At 39.0% G+C, this 13,736-nt stretch carries 14 protein-coding genes; 10 read left to right on the top strand and 4 right to left on the bottom strand.

Annotated elements, in window-relative coordinates; genetic code table 11:
- Nucleotides 1-113: 113 nt before the first annotated feature.
- The gene (locus AC2VNP_RS22295) at nucleotides 114-455 is read right to left on the bottom strand and encodes a hypothetical protein (protein ID WP_486919612.1); all 342 of its coding nucleotides are present in this window, start codon (nucleotides 453-455) and stop codon (nucleotides 114-116) included.
- 149 nt (nucleotides 456-604) lie between these two features.
- On the opposite strand from AC2VNP_RS22295, the gene AC2VNP_RS22290 reads away from it, so the two are divergent.
- Both AC2VNP_RS22290 and AC2VNP_RS22285 read left to right on the top strand, forming a co-directional pair.
- Nucleotides 605-1,666, top strand: coding sequence for a sulfite oxidase (locus tag AC2VNP_RS22290; RefSeq protein ID WP_486919611.1), 1,062 nt, complete (start codon nucleotides 605-607; stop codon nucleotides 1,664-1,666).
- Between the two features lie 135 nt (nucleotides 1,667-1,801).
- Complete coding sequence (locus AC2VNP_RS22285) at nucleotides 1,802-2,791, top strand: sodium-dependent bicarbonate transport family permease (RefSeq protein WP_486919610.1); 990 nt, start codon at nucleotides 1,802-1,804, stop codon at nucleotides 2,789-2,791.
- A gap of 54 nt (nucleotides 2,792-2,845) precedes the next feature.
- Here AC2VNP_RS22285 and AC2VNP_RS22280 read toward each other — a convergent pair whose 3' ends face one another.
- Nucleotides 2,846-3,145 (bottom strand): DUF2642 domain-containing protein, encoded by a 300-nt coding sequence (locus AC2VNP_RS22280; RefSeq protein WP_486919609.1) that lies wholly within the window; start codon nucleotides 3,143-3,145, stop codon nucleotides 2,846-2,848.
- A gap of 185 nt (nucleotides 3,146-3,330) precedes the next feature.
- On the opposite strand from AC2VNP_RS22280, the gene nagA reads away from it, so the two are divergent.
- A complete protein-coding gene (gene nagA, locus AC2VNP_RS22275) occupies nucleotides 3,331-4,500 on the top strand; it encodes an N-acetylglucosamine-6-phosphate deacetylase (RefSeq protein WP_486919608.1) in 1,170 nt (389 codons plus the stop codon).
- 5 nt (nucleotides 4,501-4,505) lie between these two features.
- The gene (gene nagB, locus AC2VNP_RS22270; protein WP_486919607.1) at nucleotides 4,506-5,264 is read left to right on the top strand and encodes a glucosamine-6-phosphate deaminase; all 759 of its coding nucleotides are present in this window, start codon (nucleotides 4,506-4,508) and stop codon (nucleotides 5,262-5,264) included.
- Nucleotides 5,265-5,451: 187 nt separating this feature from the next.
- On the opposite strand, the gene AC2VNP_RS22265 is transcribed toward nagB, so the two are convergent.
- The gene (locus tag AC2VNP_RS22265; RefSeq protein ID WP_486919606.1) at nucleotides 5,452-5,631 is read right to left on the bottom strand and encodes a small, acid-soluble spore protein, H family; all 180 of its coding nucleotides are present in this window, start codon (nucleotides 5,629-5,631) and stop codon (nucleotides 5,452-5,454) included.
- Nucleotides 5,632-5,813: 182 nt separating this feature from the next.
- On the opposite strand from AC2VNP_RS22265, the gene AC2VNP_RS22260 reads away from it, so the two are divergent.
- Nucleotides 5,814-6,566 carry an SDR family NAD(P)-dependent oxidoreductase gene (locus AC2VNP_RS22260; protein ID WP_486919605.1) on the top strand — a complete coding sequence of 251 codons (753 nt, stop codon included), beginning with the start codon at nucleotides 5,814-5,816 and terminating at the stop codon, nucleotides 6,564-6,566.
- Nucleotides 6,567-6,654: 88 nt separating this feature from the next.
- On the opposite strand, the gene AC2VNP_RS22255 is transcribed toward AC2VNP_RS22260, so the two are convergent.
- Nucleotides 6,655-8,451: an ABC transporter substrate-binding protein gene (locus AC2VNP_RS22255; protein WP_486919603.1), complete on the bottom strand. Its 1,797-nt coding sequence runs from the start codon at nucleotides 8,449-8,451 to the stop codon at nucleotides 6,655-6,657.
- A gap of 126 nt (nucleotides 8,452-8,577) precedes the next feature.
- On the opposite strand from AC2VNP_RS22255, the gene AC2VNP_RS22250 reads away from it, so the two are divergent.
- From AC2VNP_RS22250 to AC2VNP_RS22230, 5 genes are all read left to right on the top strand, one after another.
- Nucleotides 8,578-9,822 (top strand): MFS transporter, encoded by a 1,245-nt coding sequence (locus AC2VNP_RS22250; RefSeq protein ID WP_486919602.1) that lies wholly within the window; start codon nucleotides 8,578-8,580, stop codon nucleotides 9,820-9,822.
- Between the two features lie 152 nt (nucleotides 9,823-9,974).
- Nucleotides 9,975-10,604 (top strand): cell wall hydrolase, encoded by a 630-nt coding sequence (locus tag AC2VNP_RS22245; protein WP_486919600.1) that lies wholly within the window; start codon nucleotides 9,975-9,977, stop codon nucleotides 10,602-10,604.
- 225 nt (nucleotides 10,605-10,829) lie between these two features.
- The gene (locus AC2VNP_RS22240; protein ID WP_486919598.1) at nucleotides 10,830-11,516 is read left to right on the top strand and encodes a phosphoribosylaminoimidazolesuccinocarboxamide synthase; all 687 of its coding nucleotides are present in this window, start codon (nucleotides 10,830-10,832) and stop codon (nucleotides 11,514-11,516) included.
- A 286-nt stretch (nucleotides 11,517-11,802) separates the two neighbouring features.
- A complete protein-coding gene (locus AC2VNP_RS22235; protein ID WP_486919596.1) occupies nucleotides 11,803-13,338 on the top strand; it encodes a hypothetical protein in 1,536 nt (511 codons plus the stop codon).
- Nucleotides 13,339-13,541: 203 nt separating this feature from the next.
- Complete coding sequence (locus tag AC2VNP_RS22230; RefSeq protein WP_486919595.1) at nucleotides 13,542-13,712, top strand: hypothetical protein; 171 nt, start codon at nucleotides 13,542-13,544, stop codon at nucleotides 13,710-13,712.
- Nucleotides 13,713-13,736 lie beyond the last annotated feature (24 nt).

Here is a 13,736-nt window from a genome sequence, read left to right as displayed (position 1 = left end):
AATTTCAAAATTTATTCTCCGATTTCTCAATTTATTGTCGGTTTTGAATTATTTATTGTCCAAAATCAATTTTAATTGTCCAAAAAATGAACAAATTAAGGTCTAGGATAAAATCAATCAAAGTTTAAGTAGCTCGAATTATCCTGTAAAAGCTGTTCTTGCATTTTTTGAATTGCTTGTTCACCGTCCGTTGTTTTAGGGATAAACTCGATTTGGTCGTTATTCTCAGTATCTTTATGATAAACAATTTGCATATGGCGATTGTCGGCAATTAACCAGTTGGTTGCATTGAGTTGGTCAAAAATGATGTCGACTTCAAGAAGCGTCCCGATTTCATGAAGAAACTCATAATAAATTAACCCGTAAGAGTCATCGTGCTCTTCATTAGCAATGTATTTAGCATAAGGGCTTTCGTTATAAAACGAAGGTTGAAGTGTTAATGTTTTCTTCTGCAAGATGTATCCCCCCCTTTATGAATATCATTAGTTTAACTCTTTTCTTCTTCGTGCATTCTTCACTTATTGTTTTAATTTTTTCGATCAGTAAGTGAACAGGTCTAATCAATCGTTCTCATTAATATGTTTTTATGGGAAGGGGCGATGGTATGAGCGATGGAAGAGTGCGTCCGTATTTCACAACTAGAAGTTTAATCCCTGAAAATCAAGAAACGCCCATTCATTTTTTACGAGGTTCCATTTTTGACAAAGAATATTGGTTTTTACGTAATCATTTTCAGTATCCTGATCTAACTATGAATAGTGGGAATTTACTGATAACTGGAGCAGTCAAAAAAGCTTTGATTATAAAACTTGAGGAGTTAAAGAAATTACCAAGTAAAACAATCACTGTACCGCTTATTTGCGCTGGAAACCAGCGAACTGATTTTCGCCCAAAAGTGTTCGGTGAGCAATGGGAGGAAGGTGCGGTTAGCCAAGGGGTTTGGACCGGTGTTCCACTTAAAGATTTGCTTGCTGTTGCAGGGCTTGAAGAAAATGCGCATGAAGTTGTGTTTACCGGAGCTGATCGAGGTACGACACCGAATGTGGATGAACCCGTTTCTTATGAAAGAAGTTTACCTATGGATAAAGCGCTCCACCCCGATACGATGGTTGCTTACGAATACAATGGCCAACCGATACCTTTTAAACACGGATATCCGCTCCGATTAATTGTTCCGAATTGGTACGGGATGGCATCGGTCAAATGGCTTCAAAAAATTACTGTTGTAGATCAAGCTTATGAAGGTCCTTTTCAAACGGATGACTATGTTTATTATCCACACGCTCAAACGGATGAGGGAAAATCACCTGTGACAACGATCCGCGTTAATTCAATAATACAGCAGCCCTTAGACCATTCAATTATCGATGAAGGTGCTCATATTATAGTCGGGCTTGCTTGGAGTGGTGAAGGGCAGATTGAAGAAGTTGAAATTTCCTTTGATAAAGGAAACACCTGGGAGGCTGTAACACTCGCCCAGGATCGGACCAAGCGATATGCTTGGACAGAGTGGCAGTATATCTGGAAGACGCCAGGTAAGGGAACGTATCCGATTCAAACGAGAGCAAAAGATTCAAATGGAAATATCCAACCAGAGCGAGAGTACTGGAATCGAAAAGGATATGGGTATAATGCTATTCACCGGATTAACGTAAAAGTAGAATAGGTTTTGAACGTATCACTACCTCACTTTCAGCAATTGCAATTGTAAACTTAGCTGTGCAGTGAGGTTTTTTCATACATTAAGACACATTGGGTTACTTTAATAGAATAACAAATGTTGGGATTAGAGGTGGAACGTATGGAGTTAATTTATGAAATCGCCTATACCAATTTATTATCACCGATGATCTTATTTTTCCTTATTGGTATTGTTGCTGTCATTGTCAACTCGGACCTTAAAGTACCGGGGGCCTTTTATACTGGGTATACGATGATTATTCTGCTTACGATTGGGATTAAGGGTGGAGTCGAGTTGCGCAATGTAACGTTAATGGACATGCTTCCAACGATCATTACTTCAATAGTACTGAGCCTTTTAATGTTTGGACTAGCTTTTATTACTGTAAAAGGACTCTTTAAGTTTTCATTAACCGATTCGTTTGCTATATCTGCCCACTATGGTTCGGTGAGTGCGGTGACGTTCATAGCAGGTATTGCCTTTTTAGAGAAGGTCGGTGTGTATTATGAAGCGTACATGTCGGCGATTCTTGTCATTATGGAAGGTCCGGCAATCATTTTAGCAATCGTTCTCTATAAGGTATTTACTCAAAAGCAAAATGAAGTAGAAGAAAATCCGGATGCTAGTTTAAAGCATGTCATAAAGGAAGCTTTTTTCGGTAAAAGTATATTCCTGTTACTAGGTGGGATCTTTATCGGGTATGTTGCTCATACAGACGGACTCGTGCAAATTAGACCGTTATTCGGTGATTTGTTTTATGGGATCCTATGTATCTTCTTACTGCATATGGGGATGGTAGCAACGCAAAGTATTCGTCAACTAAAAAACGTAAAGCCAACTTCATTCCTTTTTGCCTTTATACTTCCTGTAGTAGGTGGAACGTTAGGTGTGTTAGCCGGATATTTTATCGGGTTATCATTGGGGGGAGCTGTTGTTCTCGCGTTTTTAACGGGAAGTGCTTCGTATATTGCAGCTCCTGCCGCAGTCGGTCAAGCGATTCCGGAAGCAAATTCAGGTATATATATTGGATCGGCACTTGGGCTAACACTGCCGTTTAATTTAATTGTCGGTATTCCTTATTTTTACTGGTTAGCTAGTGTGGTTTATTAAAAGGTAGAGATTCGTTAACAAGGTTACTGTGAAAAAACAGTAACCTTTTTATTTTTAATCGGCTAATCTAAAATAAATAATATGTCCATATCGGATATGATAATCGATTTCATTAATCGTTAGCTGTAAATGATCAACAGCTACGCCCGTTAATTCACCTTCTAACTTTTCATTAATAGTAGTTACTTGGATCCTTTCATGTAAATGCAGCATCAAATGATCAAAAAATATCGGTTCAAAATTAATCGAATAAGTGGGTTGTGTGGCTTTCATCGTATCTTTTAGATGATTAGAATGGATGTAATATCCTGGTGGTAAAGCTTGATTGCGGTAATTTGAGTAATTGTAATACATAGCATTCACCTGCCTCTCTTAGACATATACCTATGATTTGAGTCGCTATTTGAAACGGCCAATGCCTATAGGGGAGGTGTTTTTTTATATAACAAAGGTGCTTTTGTTTATAGATAGAGGATTTGACTCAACGAACGTCAAAGTATGGCACAAATAGAAACCAAGAGCTGAGAGGAGTGGATGCTTTGAATGGTCATACGATTTTTATAAAGAATGTTCGTTTATATACAGAGACAGGTGTTATCGAAAAGGGCTGTTTGCTCGTAAAAGGAAAAACGATTGATGCAATAGAAAAAGGAAACAGACTTCAAGAGGTATTCGCAAAAGAGCTCACGATAGATGGAGACGGTTTACAAGCCATTCCAGGGTTCATTGACGGGCATATCCATGGAACCCACGGAGCCGATGTGATGGATGCTACTCCTGAAGCACTTGAAAGAATAGCTAGAAGGTTGCCAGAAGAAGGAACGACTAGTTTTTTGGCTACAACGATTACTCAATCGACTGAGAACATTGAAAGGGCTTTAGCGAATGTTGCCGACTATAACAATAAACCAAACAGTGCTGAATTACTAGGTGTGCATTTAGAGGGACCTTTTATAGAAAAAAGTAAGGCTGGAGCTCAACCAGTAGAGTTTGTGGCACTGCCATCGATTGAATTGTTTAACAAATGGCAAGCGATTTCTGGTAATAGGATCAAAACGATTACGCTTGCACCAGAGAAGGACAAGAATCATACATTAATTACAAATTTATTTACTGAAGGAATAAATATATCGGTAGGACATACTGGTGCAGGGTTCGCTGAGATGAAAAAAGCCGTGGAGGCTGGGGTAAATCAAGTCACTCATTTATGTAATGCAATGACTGGACTTCATCACCGAGATATTGGAGTCGTTGGTGCAGCTTTTTTACTGAAGGAACTACGTAGTGAACTAATCGCTGACGGTATTCATGTTTCTCCAGAAATGATTGAGGTTATCTATCAAAATATCGGACCCGATCGGTTAATACTCATTACGGATGCAATCCGAGCAAAAGGTCTTGCACCAGGTCACTATGATTTAGGGGGCCAAAGGGTAACTGTTGATGAGAATAAAGCTGAATTAGTAGTTGGAACATTAGCTGGCAGTGTGTTAAGAATGATTGATGGGGTTAAAAATATTCGGCAAATAACAGGGGCATCGATTGAAGACTTAATAAAAATGGCTAGTTATAATCCTGCTAAACAACTAAAGCTGGATGATCGAAAGGGAAGCCTAGCAGTTGGAAAGGATGCGGATATTTTATTGGTGGATGAAGATTTAAATATTCATTATACGATCTGCCGAGGCAAAATAGCATACAGGAGGTGAGATAAATGAAATTGATAGTTATGAAAAATCATGAAGAAATGAGCAAATATGCGTGTCAACTGATTGTAAGTAAAGTAAATTCGATATCTTCCCCTGTTCTTGGACTTGCTACTGGGTCAACGCCTGAACGTGTGTACGAAATGTTAATTGAAGGATATAAACAGAAGTTAGTTTCTTTTTCTCATGTAAAAACGTTTAATCTGGATGAGTATGTGGGCTTAACGGATCATGATAAAAACAGTTATCGATATTATATGAATCATCATTTGTTCAATAAAGTGAATTTTACAAAGGGGAACAATCATATACCCAATGGGATGGCAAGTCAGCTAGAGCAGGAGTGTCAGCGCTATGAGCAATTGATTGAAGAGGCTGGCGGCATTGACTTGCAAATATTAGGACTTGGTCATAATGGACATATTGGCTTTAATGAACCAGGTACGCCATTTTCGTCGAGAACACATGTGGTCGATTTGGATCGTACAACTCGTGAGGCGAATGCTCGCTTTTTCAAAAATATAAAAGAAGTGCCCACTCAAGCCATTACAATGGGTATTGAGACCATTTTAGAAAGTAAGCAAGTTATTTTATTAGTGTCTGGTGAACAAAAAGCAACAGCATTGCAAAGACTGTTAAATGGGGAAGTGTCAGAGGACTTCCCAGCTTCAGTCTTGAAGCGCCATCATGATGTCACGGTTATTGCTGATAAAGCAGCATTGCAGCTGCAAGAAGGTGGACAAATTGCTGTCAACAGTAAGAGGTAGCAGGTAATCAGGGAAAAAATGAGAATGAGCCATTTGTCAAAAGTGATTTTAATAGGTGAGTGAAATCGTGGATTAATGAAATAGAATATAATATGTGCAACACAATGAGAGCCTGATTTATTTGATCAAACAGGCTCTTTTTCTTCTGTACTGCAAGTATTAGGGCAACTTTATTTTTATTTTAAAATTATTCTTCCACTAACTCAGAGATATCCACGTCTGAGCGTTCTTCCATCGGTCCTCTTAAATGAACAGTTGCTGTTTTTCCATCTTCTTTTAATTCATCAATCCATACAGAAGCTCCGTTATATTTAACGTCGATGTCAGCAGAAGAAGAAAGAATTTGTTTCACTCTTTTTTGTTCCATTACATTCACCCCCAATCTTCGTCACTATATTTTGTGAAAGCAGAAGATTTTTATGTATTATACTAAGTATTGGTAAATCTGATTGCTTGACGTTCAAGAGCGAGGAGTAGCCTCGTATATGAGAAAGAAAACGAGCAGAAATCATGATATTCATAATATAAGTAGGAAGAGGAGTGTTATTTATGAATAAACACAAAAAAGATGTCGTTATCGTCACAGGTGCGGCCAATGGAATAGGACGAGCAGTAGCAAGAGCTTATGCGGAAAAGGGGTGTGCCGTTGTTTTAGCTGATAGAGATGAAGTTCGAGGTGATCAGGTGGCGAGTGAATGGAGAGAGGCTGGTCATGACGTTTGTTTTGTTAGAACAGATGTATCGCAAGAAAAAGAAATTATTGACCTAGTGGAGCTGACGAAAAGGAAATACGGAACGATTAATGTACTCATTAACAACGCAGGAATTAGTGAGTTTAAACCATTACTTGAATGTTCAGTGGACGATTGGGATCGGGTGATGAACACGAATGTTCGAAGTGCGTTTTTATGTTCGAAGGAAGCTTCAAAAGTGATGCGTGAGAATGAAAGGGGAGGAGCGATCGTCAATATTGCTTCGACTCGCGCCATGATGTCAGAACCTCACTCAGAGGCGTACGCTGCTTCTAAAGGTGGCATTGTGGCTTTGACGCATGCTCTTGCTGCGTCATTAAGTGAGTACAACATTACAGTAAATGCGGTTTCTCCAGGCTGGATTGAAACCGGCGATTATAGCGAATTACGGGAGGTTGACCATCAACAACATTTGGCTAAGCGCGTCGGAAAACCCCAGGATGTCGCGAAAGCCTGTATGTATTTATCCGCTGCTGATAATGATTTCGTAACAGGCGTGAACTTAGTCGTAGATGGCGGAATGACAAAAAAGATGATCTACGAAGGATAATCCTAAAATATTCGGTGCCAGGCACCTTTAGCTCACTGCTGTGCTAAAGGTGCCTGGCACCAATAAAAGCACCGATAAAAAGATTTTGTTATGTTTTGAACCATAATTTCTTGTAGCTTACTTTGCCGTACGATTCTAGGGTGACGCCTGAAAGTGGTGATGCTTGGTTGACTTGGACATGGTGGCTGCGATGAAACAATGGGATATAGGCGATTTCATCTTTTAGAAGTTGTTCTAGATCTACTAATAGTTGGTAGCGTGAGAGAGAATCGGGTTCATGCTGAATGTGGACTAATTCTTTTTGGAATGTCATCGATAATTCAGGTCCAAGTAATGCTTTTATAAAACTTCCTGGTAGTTGAAAAAACCTTAACAAGGAGTATTGAATATCCATTCCTAATGCCATTCCAGCTAGAATGATGTCAGCTTCGGCTAGTGTTTCTTCCCTAATGAGTTCATCGATAGGAACAACATGAACTTCGACAACGAGCCCGACGTTTTCTAGGTGTTCTTTGAGCCACAGGGCTTCTTTTTTTAGGTGTGCATTTTTACGCAGCTGTGTGGCATAAAGGGTGATTTTGTCCCCGTTGTATGCTCCTTCTTTTAGAAGTTGCTTTGCTTTTGTTCGATCGTACGGACTTATATAGGTCTTCTCTGTAAGATGGATAAGCTGGCTATCTGCAGGGAAGTAACGTTCACCTAATAAGTCGCGGCACATTTTATCGCGGTCGATGGAACAGCGAATAGCTTCTCTTATTTTCTTATTTTGATGGGCTCCACTTTTAAATAAATTAAAGCTCAGGTAGGTAGCGCCTTCTTCTGGATGTTCAATCTCTTTCCAGGCCATCGGTTTGTCTTTTTCTGTCACTTGGTTAAAATAATGAAAAAATGGATGATGCTCCTGTTCATTCATTTGTAATAGCGTAATAATTTCCACACGGTCTAAATGCGGACGGCCTTGAAAGTAGGATGAATGTGCATCAAGGCGAAGCATGGCATCATCATGTTTTGTTAGTTTAAAAGGACCAGAGCCGATCGGAAGTTTCGTAAACTGTTCAGGATTTTCGTTATACACTTCAATTGGGATAATGGACAGTTGTTTATTGCATAATGCGTTAGGTAATAAGTAATCAGGTCGATCCAGGATAAATTGAACAATATATTTTTTTATAATACGAAGCTCTTTAATATGACGTATCATCCACTTATTGTGGAAGGGAGTTTCTTTTATGCGTTCAAAGGTTGCTTTTACATCTTCTGCCGTTAATTCTCTACCGTGTTGAAAAAGAACACCTTTTCGTAAATAAAAGGTCCAAACCTTGCCAGTATCATGGGCTTCCCAATGATGAGCGAGATGAGGTTCCACTGCATTTGAGTGGGGGTTAAAGGTTAGTAACGTATCAAAAATATGGTCTGCTAAATGATTTTCATGAATGGACTTCAAGTGGGCGGGGTCTAAGTGATGAAAAGCATGGTAAAACGGATAGCGTAAAATGTCTAGTTGTTCCTCGTCGTCTCTATGCTCAATATATCCGAACTGCTCTTGGATCCACTCATTTAACTTTTGTTGATAGAAGGGATTTAACGTATGTAATAATTGTAGTCCTTCCTTATATGCTCCAGTTTCAATATGTAATTTAGACACTTCAAACGTTACCGCATCTTTACTTTTTAAAAACGTAAGTGTCGGTCGTTTTCCTCTCCCATAAGAAACTTCCCACTCAAGCCAACCGTTGCTTTTCATTTCCTTTATTAATCGTTTGACGTACCTTGGTGTACAATGAAGAATTTCTGCTAATTCCTCGATTGTGATTTGGATCGCTTGATGATCATCAACAGCCGCAAGTGCTTCACGTAATTGTAAATAGTGTTCAGTCAATTTCATAGGCATCTTCCTTAAAAGGTGAACTAGTTTAATTGAATTGTACACTTTTTAGACACCTTTTTACCAGATAAACTATCACTAAACATTTGAAAAACTAAGATTAAGAGGGAAAAGGTGTGATAAACAATGAAAGCTGTTCTAGAAAGAAAATCTGAAAAAGTCTTGAAAAACAATAGCTCGATCTGGAAAAATAAACAGTTTCTATTGCTAATTTCGGGTACTTCTGTTTCAAATTTAACGTTTTCTATTTTTACAATGGCATTACCGATTATGATTTACGAATTAACAAGGTCGGCTTTTGCGATGGGGACAATGCGGGCGATTGAATTTTTACCGAACCTCCTGTTGGCGGTTTTTATCGGGGTACTCGTTGATCGTTTCAATCGAAAAAAGGTGTTGCTTAGTTCCGTCGGCTTACAAATGGTTATAATCTTGACGATGATCGCGTTACTCTTAACCTCTCAACTTCAGCTCTGGCATTTATATGTACTTGGATTTATTTTATATACGTCAGCTTACATGTTTGGCAATGCTTATCATAGTGTGTTACCGCTTATTGTTGAAAAGGAGCAATTAACAGCTGCTAATTCGGTCATATCATTTTTGTACACGTTTGTCGGACTCATTGGACCAGCGTTAGCCGGTATGGTGCTCTTGGTGTTGAATAACATTTACGGATTAACGATTACAGCAGTTGGTTTGCTTGTATTGCTTTTATTTATCTCTCTCCTGAAGCTGCCTGTTATAAAAAAGGAAGTGGGTCAAAAGAAAACGAGCATGATTGAAGAAATGAAAGAAGGTTGGTACTCTCTTATTAAAAATAAAGAGTTATGGAATTTGACGATCATGGTGTTGCTGAGCAATCTTACATCGGCAGCAACTCTTTCTGTCTTTATCTTTTTTGCATTAGATGTTATGAATGTAATCGAAACGAAGCTCGGGATTATTTTGGCAAGTACAGCGATTGGCGGGCTGGTTGCGGCGACCGTGGCTAAAAAGATGACGCGCTGGTTCACGCGGGGACAGTTGTTTATTTGGTCGTTAGCGATTCAGAGTTTTGGATATTTTCTCTTATTCTTTTCATTGGATTGGTATTGGCTTGTTGCTGGAATGTTTTGTAACGGATTAAGTGGAGGTTTAATGAATATTCACTATTTTACATTGCGTCAAGAAACGACTCCCAACCACTTATTAGGAAGAGTTGCGGGGACTTCGTCAATGCTGATGAAGTTAGCTGTACCGTTTGCTTTTTTTGGAGTCGGTGCCTTAGCCGAATTTATACCTGTACACTTCATCTTTTTAGGATCTGCGTTCGGGACGGCTTTAATAATTGTCTATTTAGTTCGTACTCCTGTTGTTCATATGAGATAAAATGTATGAAAACAAGGATTTTATAACTATCAGTATTTCGTTTTTCTCTAGTGCTATTTTCTGAAATTTACAGGAGGATATTCCTGAATTAATAGAATTTTATTTTAATAAAGCTATTTTCATGTTTGAATGGATGAAAAGGAGGTGATTATATGTTAAAAAGTGCCAAACTTGTTCTTCCTGTGTTAGTTTGTCTATTGATCGTGTCGCTGTTCCCTAAGGAGTCCCATGCCTATGAATCCATACTGCAAAAAGAAGATCGGGGTCAAAAAGTTTTTCAATTACAAGAAAAGCTAGTGCAATTGGGTTATCTCCATGTCGCTCCAACCGGCTACTATGGAACTTTAACAGAGAATGCCGTTCGCCAACTGCAAGAAGATTTTCGACTTTCTGTTGACGGAATCGCAGGTCCAAGAACATTGCATCGACTAATGGAGATTGAGAAGATGGCTAAAATTGTTCACGGAGAAGCACGTGGAGAAGCGTACAAAGGTCAAGTGGCTGTTGCGGCTGTTATCAAAAATCGCTTATACTCTTCAGAATTTCCTTCAACAGTTGAAGGTGTCATCTATCAGAGAAATGCATTTACAGCAGTCCAAGACGGTCAATACGATCTGACTCCAACTTATATTGCGTATCGAGCGGTGAAAGATGCTTGGTTAGGGTGGGACCCTACTTATGGATCTACTTATTATTACAATCCCCGAATAGCAACATCACAGTGGATTTTTAATAATACAACACCGAAGCTAACGATCGGAAGACATCTCTTTGCTGACTAGATTTCATGAACTTAGATAGGGGTTATCGTACCGGGATAATACATATGGAATGTCTTAGAATGATTAGTTAAAAGCTAGTTCTATTCTCTTATAAATCATAGTACTCCGATGTAATTACTTAAAAAAATTCATAAAATACTCACTGACAAGATATTGGTTTCTGTGACATTTTACTGCATAATACTTCATAGGCAGTTATTAAATGGGGAAAGGGTGTAGTATAGAATGAAGCTTACATACACAGGTAAGACAAAAGATGTATATGAATTAGAGAATGGTAACTATTTATTAAAATTCAAGGATGATGTAACGGGAGAAAATGGAGTTTTTGATCCAGGTGCCAATACGGTTGGACTTTCGATCGAAGGTGCTGGAAAAGCTGGACTAAGATTAACAGCATTCTTTTTTGAAGCATTAAAAGAGAAAGAGATTCCAACGCACTACATCGATTCGAACATCGAGGAAGGCACGATGACGGTCAAACCTGCTGAGGTGTTTGGTAATGGGCTAGAAGTCATTTGTCGTTACCGAGCTGTTGGAAGTTTTTTACGTCGCTACGGTATGTATGCAGAAGATGGACAAGAGTTAGATGCATTTGTAGAAGTGACGTTAAAAGATGACGACCGTCAAGATCCTCCTATTTCTGAAGATGCTCTTGATATGCTAGGCATACTTTCTAAAGACGAATACAGTGTGTTAAAAGATTTAACGAAGAAAATTGGTAACGTTGTAAAAGAAGAGTTAGCAAAAAAAGAGATTGAATTATATGATATTAAGTTTGAATTTGGCCGTGTAGGTGACAATAAAGAAATCGTTCTTATCGATGAAATCTCAGGTGGCAATATGAGAGCCTACAAAAACGGTGAATATATCGAGCCATTACAGTTAGAAAAATTAATGTTACAACAATAGTGGATGTTTAAAGAGGAGTTGTTGTTTTCAAGCAACTCTTTTTTTGTCCGACCAAGAGAAGATGGTAGCAGAATAGAACGAAGTGTGACTTAGAAATGTTCAATTTTTATTTGATGCGAGTAAAAAGAAAAGTCCATTTCTAGAATAAAAGCTAAACCTTCTTAAATTTCATTTTTATGTATGAGAAAGAACTTGTTAATTCAAAATAAAATAATGAATTTTCCAGTGAGGATGAGTAAAGCACTACTGAAAAAGTTTCACTTTATAAGAAAAAAGGGGATCATTAATGGACATCTCAGAACAACTTACAAATTTGCAGTTAATTAATCAGTTTTGGATTATTTTTTTATTCCTAGTTCCGATGGTTCTCATTGCAAGAACAGTGGTAGCGGGGACGAGGTATTCTCCGATATTAATTATCGTTATCTTTGGATTAGCAATGGGTTACATACTTGAATACAGCGGGGTTTCAACACCAGGCCTTGATGATTTTCCACTCATCGACTTGATGGCTAAAACGACGATTATTGCTCTTACCGTTTCCTTTTTTGTTGGTGGTCAAGAGCTTCGTAAAATCATCGGTAAAAAGCCGTTGGATGAAGATGATATGATGGTTCCATCAGATGAAGAATTGGTACTTGGGACGAGTCGGACCCAATTATTCTTTATCGTCCGAGCTTTTTTCCTGTTACTCGGTATTGAAGGTGTTGGTCGAGTATTACTAGGGACGCATCCGGAGGACATGCTGGCATCGTACTATCCTGTTGTTGCATATATTGGTCTCGTTGGATCGATCATTTTAATCGATAATAAAGCGGAAATTTCGAACAAACATCTCTATTTACGTAAAGGTCTTATTGAAATCATTGGAATTATCGGTATATTAATTAGTTCTTATTACGTTGCACAATTGGTAGCATCAATTATCGCACTGCCGCAAATCTTCTTTGCGATGATGATTGCAGCAGCACTTGGTGCCGTTTTTTATCGTTGGGCGTTTGGACCGACGTTACGTGCCCTCCTATTTGCAGGTATTCCAATTGTACTTGCAGCCAACTTTTTAATTGGTGGATCACGAATAGGCGATGCTTTTGGCATTCCAGGTGTAAATGCTGTCCTCGTCTATAGCTTTTTTGGGCAATTACTATGGATGTTTGGTGGAATAGCTTTGCTGATGTATTTTGCACGGACTGCTAATGTTAGAAACTTGGCACCAGGTATGGCTGGAGCTCTTTCTCATTCGGGATTAACAGGTGCTTGTACGGCTGGGGACTTCGGAAAGGTCGCTGCCACTCGTGCGCCGATTATGATTAACATTCCGTTTTTCGGCCACATTTTTGTTTTTTCGATTTTAGCCGTAAGTGCAGAACGTGGCAGTTTATGGTTCATCCCAACGTTTCTGCTCGTTGCAGTTGGTGTTTTCCTTACCGCTTTATCTTTGAAAAACTTGCGAAAAGCGAAAGGGGAAGATCGTTATGAAGTCACAGCCCTTATGCAATTTTCATTTGGATGGCAGATTTGTGCCGTTTTTGGGGGGCTTGCGTTTCTTTCATTAAGTCCACTAGCCATGGATTATGCTGCGATGGCACAAGCCTCTGCTATTTCCCACTTTGGGTTATTTGCCGCCATCCAAGGAGGAATGTTCGGTACAGAAGCCGCTTTACTCATTCCATTCATCTTTTCGATGCCGTTTCTAGTCCACCCTTTAGTATTTTTAATGTTTGGTCGAGCGATGGAAAATAACGGGGATATGGCCGTAAAACCTGTCTACGCACTAACAGTAATCGGTCTGGCAGGAATGATTGTGGCGCTGTTTTTGTGATAGGGTGAGTTTGGGGGTGCGTGTGACGTAGGTCTTTAGGTGAATCTCAGTTTTGGGGTTTTTGCGGGTAGTGGAGCGAGCCTTGGTGACCGAAAAGTAGTGGGAAGCGAAAAAAACGGTCATCAAAGAGAGGTTTGGTGACCGAAAAGTAGTGGGAAGCGAAAAAAACGGTCATCAAAGAGAGGCTTGATGACCGAAAAGTAGTGGGAAGCGAAAAAACGGTCATCAAAGAGAGGTTTGGTGACCGAAAAGTAGTGGGAAGCGAAAAAACGGTCATCAAAGAGAGGCTTGATGACCGAAATGGTCTTCTGTCAAGAAAGTGGACAAATTTAAGAGAGATATATTTAATCTATTCCTTTATTTTTACAGCCTAAATGTATTTTTTTAGAGAGTATTAT

The organism is Alkalihalobacterium sp. TH-98, assembly GCF_057473385.1.
The sequence above is the reverse complement of the archived record's forward strand: the minus strand, read 5'-3'. Positions and strand labels throughout refer to the sequence as shown.

Excerpts from the sequence above, each read along its gene's own strand:
- nagB (WP_486919607.1), top strand. The coding sequence starts at position 4,506 with ATGAAATTGATAGTTATGAAAAATCATGAAGAAATGAGCAAATATGCG.
- AC2VNP_RS22290 (WP_486919611.1), top strand. The coding sequence starts at position 605 with ATGAGCGATGGAAGAGTGCGTCCGTATTTCACAACTAGAAGTTTAATC.
- AC2VNP_RS22255 (WP_486919603.1), bottom strand. The coding sequence starts at position 8,451 with ATGAAATTGACTGAACACTATTTACAATTACGTGAAGCACTTGCGGCT.
- AC2VNP_RS22250 (WP_486919602.1), top strand. The coding sequence starts at position 8,578 with ATGAAAGCTGTTCTAGAAAGAAAATCTGAAAAAGTCTTGAAAAACAAT.
- AC2VNP_RS22265 (WP_486919606.1), bottom strand. The coding sequence starts at position 5,631 with ATGGAACAAAAAAGAGTGAAACAAATTCTTTCTTCTTCTGCTGACATC.
- AC2VNP_RS22285 (WP_486919610.1), top strand. The coding sequence starts at position 1,802 with ATGGAGTTAATTTATGAAATCGCCTATACCAATTTATTATCACCGATG.
- AC2VNP_RS22245 (WP_486919600.1), top strand. The coding sequence starts at position 9,975 with ATGTTAAAAAGTGCCAAACTTGTTCTTCCTGTGTTAGTTTGTCTATTG.
- AC2VNP_RS22280 (WP_486919609.1), bottom strand. The coding sequence starts at position 3,145 with ATGTATTACAATTACTCAAATTACCGCAATCAAGCTTTACCACCAGGA.
- AC2VNP_RS22235 (WP_486919596.1), top strand. The coding sequence starts at position 11,803 with ATGGACATCTCAGAACAACTTACAAATTTGCAGTTAATTAATCAGTTT.
- AC2VNP_RS22260 (WP_486919605.1), top strand. The coding sequence starts at position 5,814 with ATGAATAAACACAAAAAAGATGTCGTTATCGTCACAGGTGCGGCCAAT.
- AC2VNP_RS22240 (WP_486919598.1), top strand. The coding sequence starts at position 10,830 with ATGAAGCTTACATACACAGGTAAGACAAAAGATGTATATGAATTAGAG.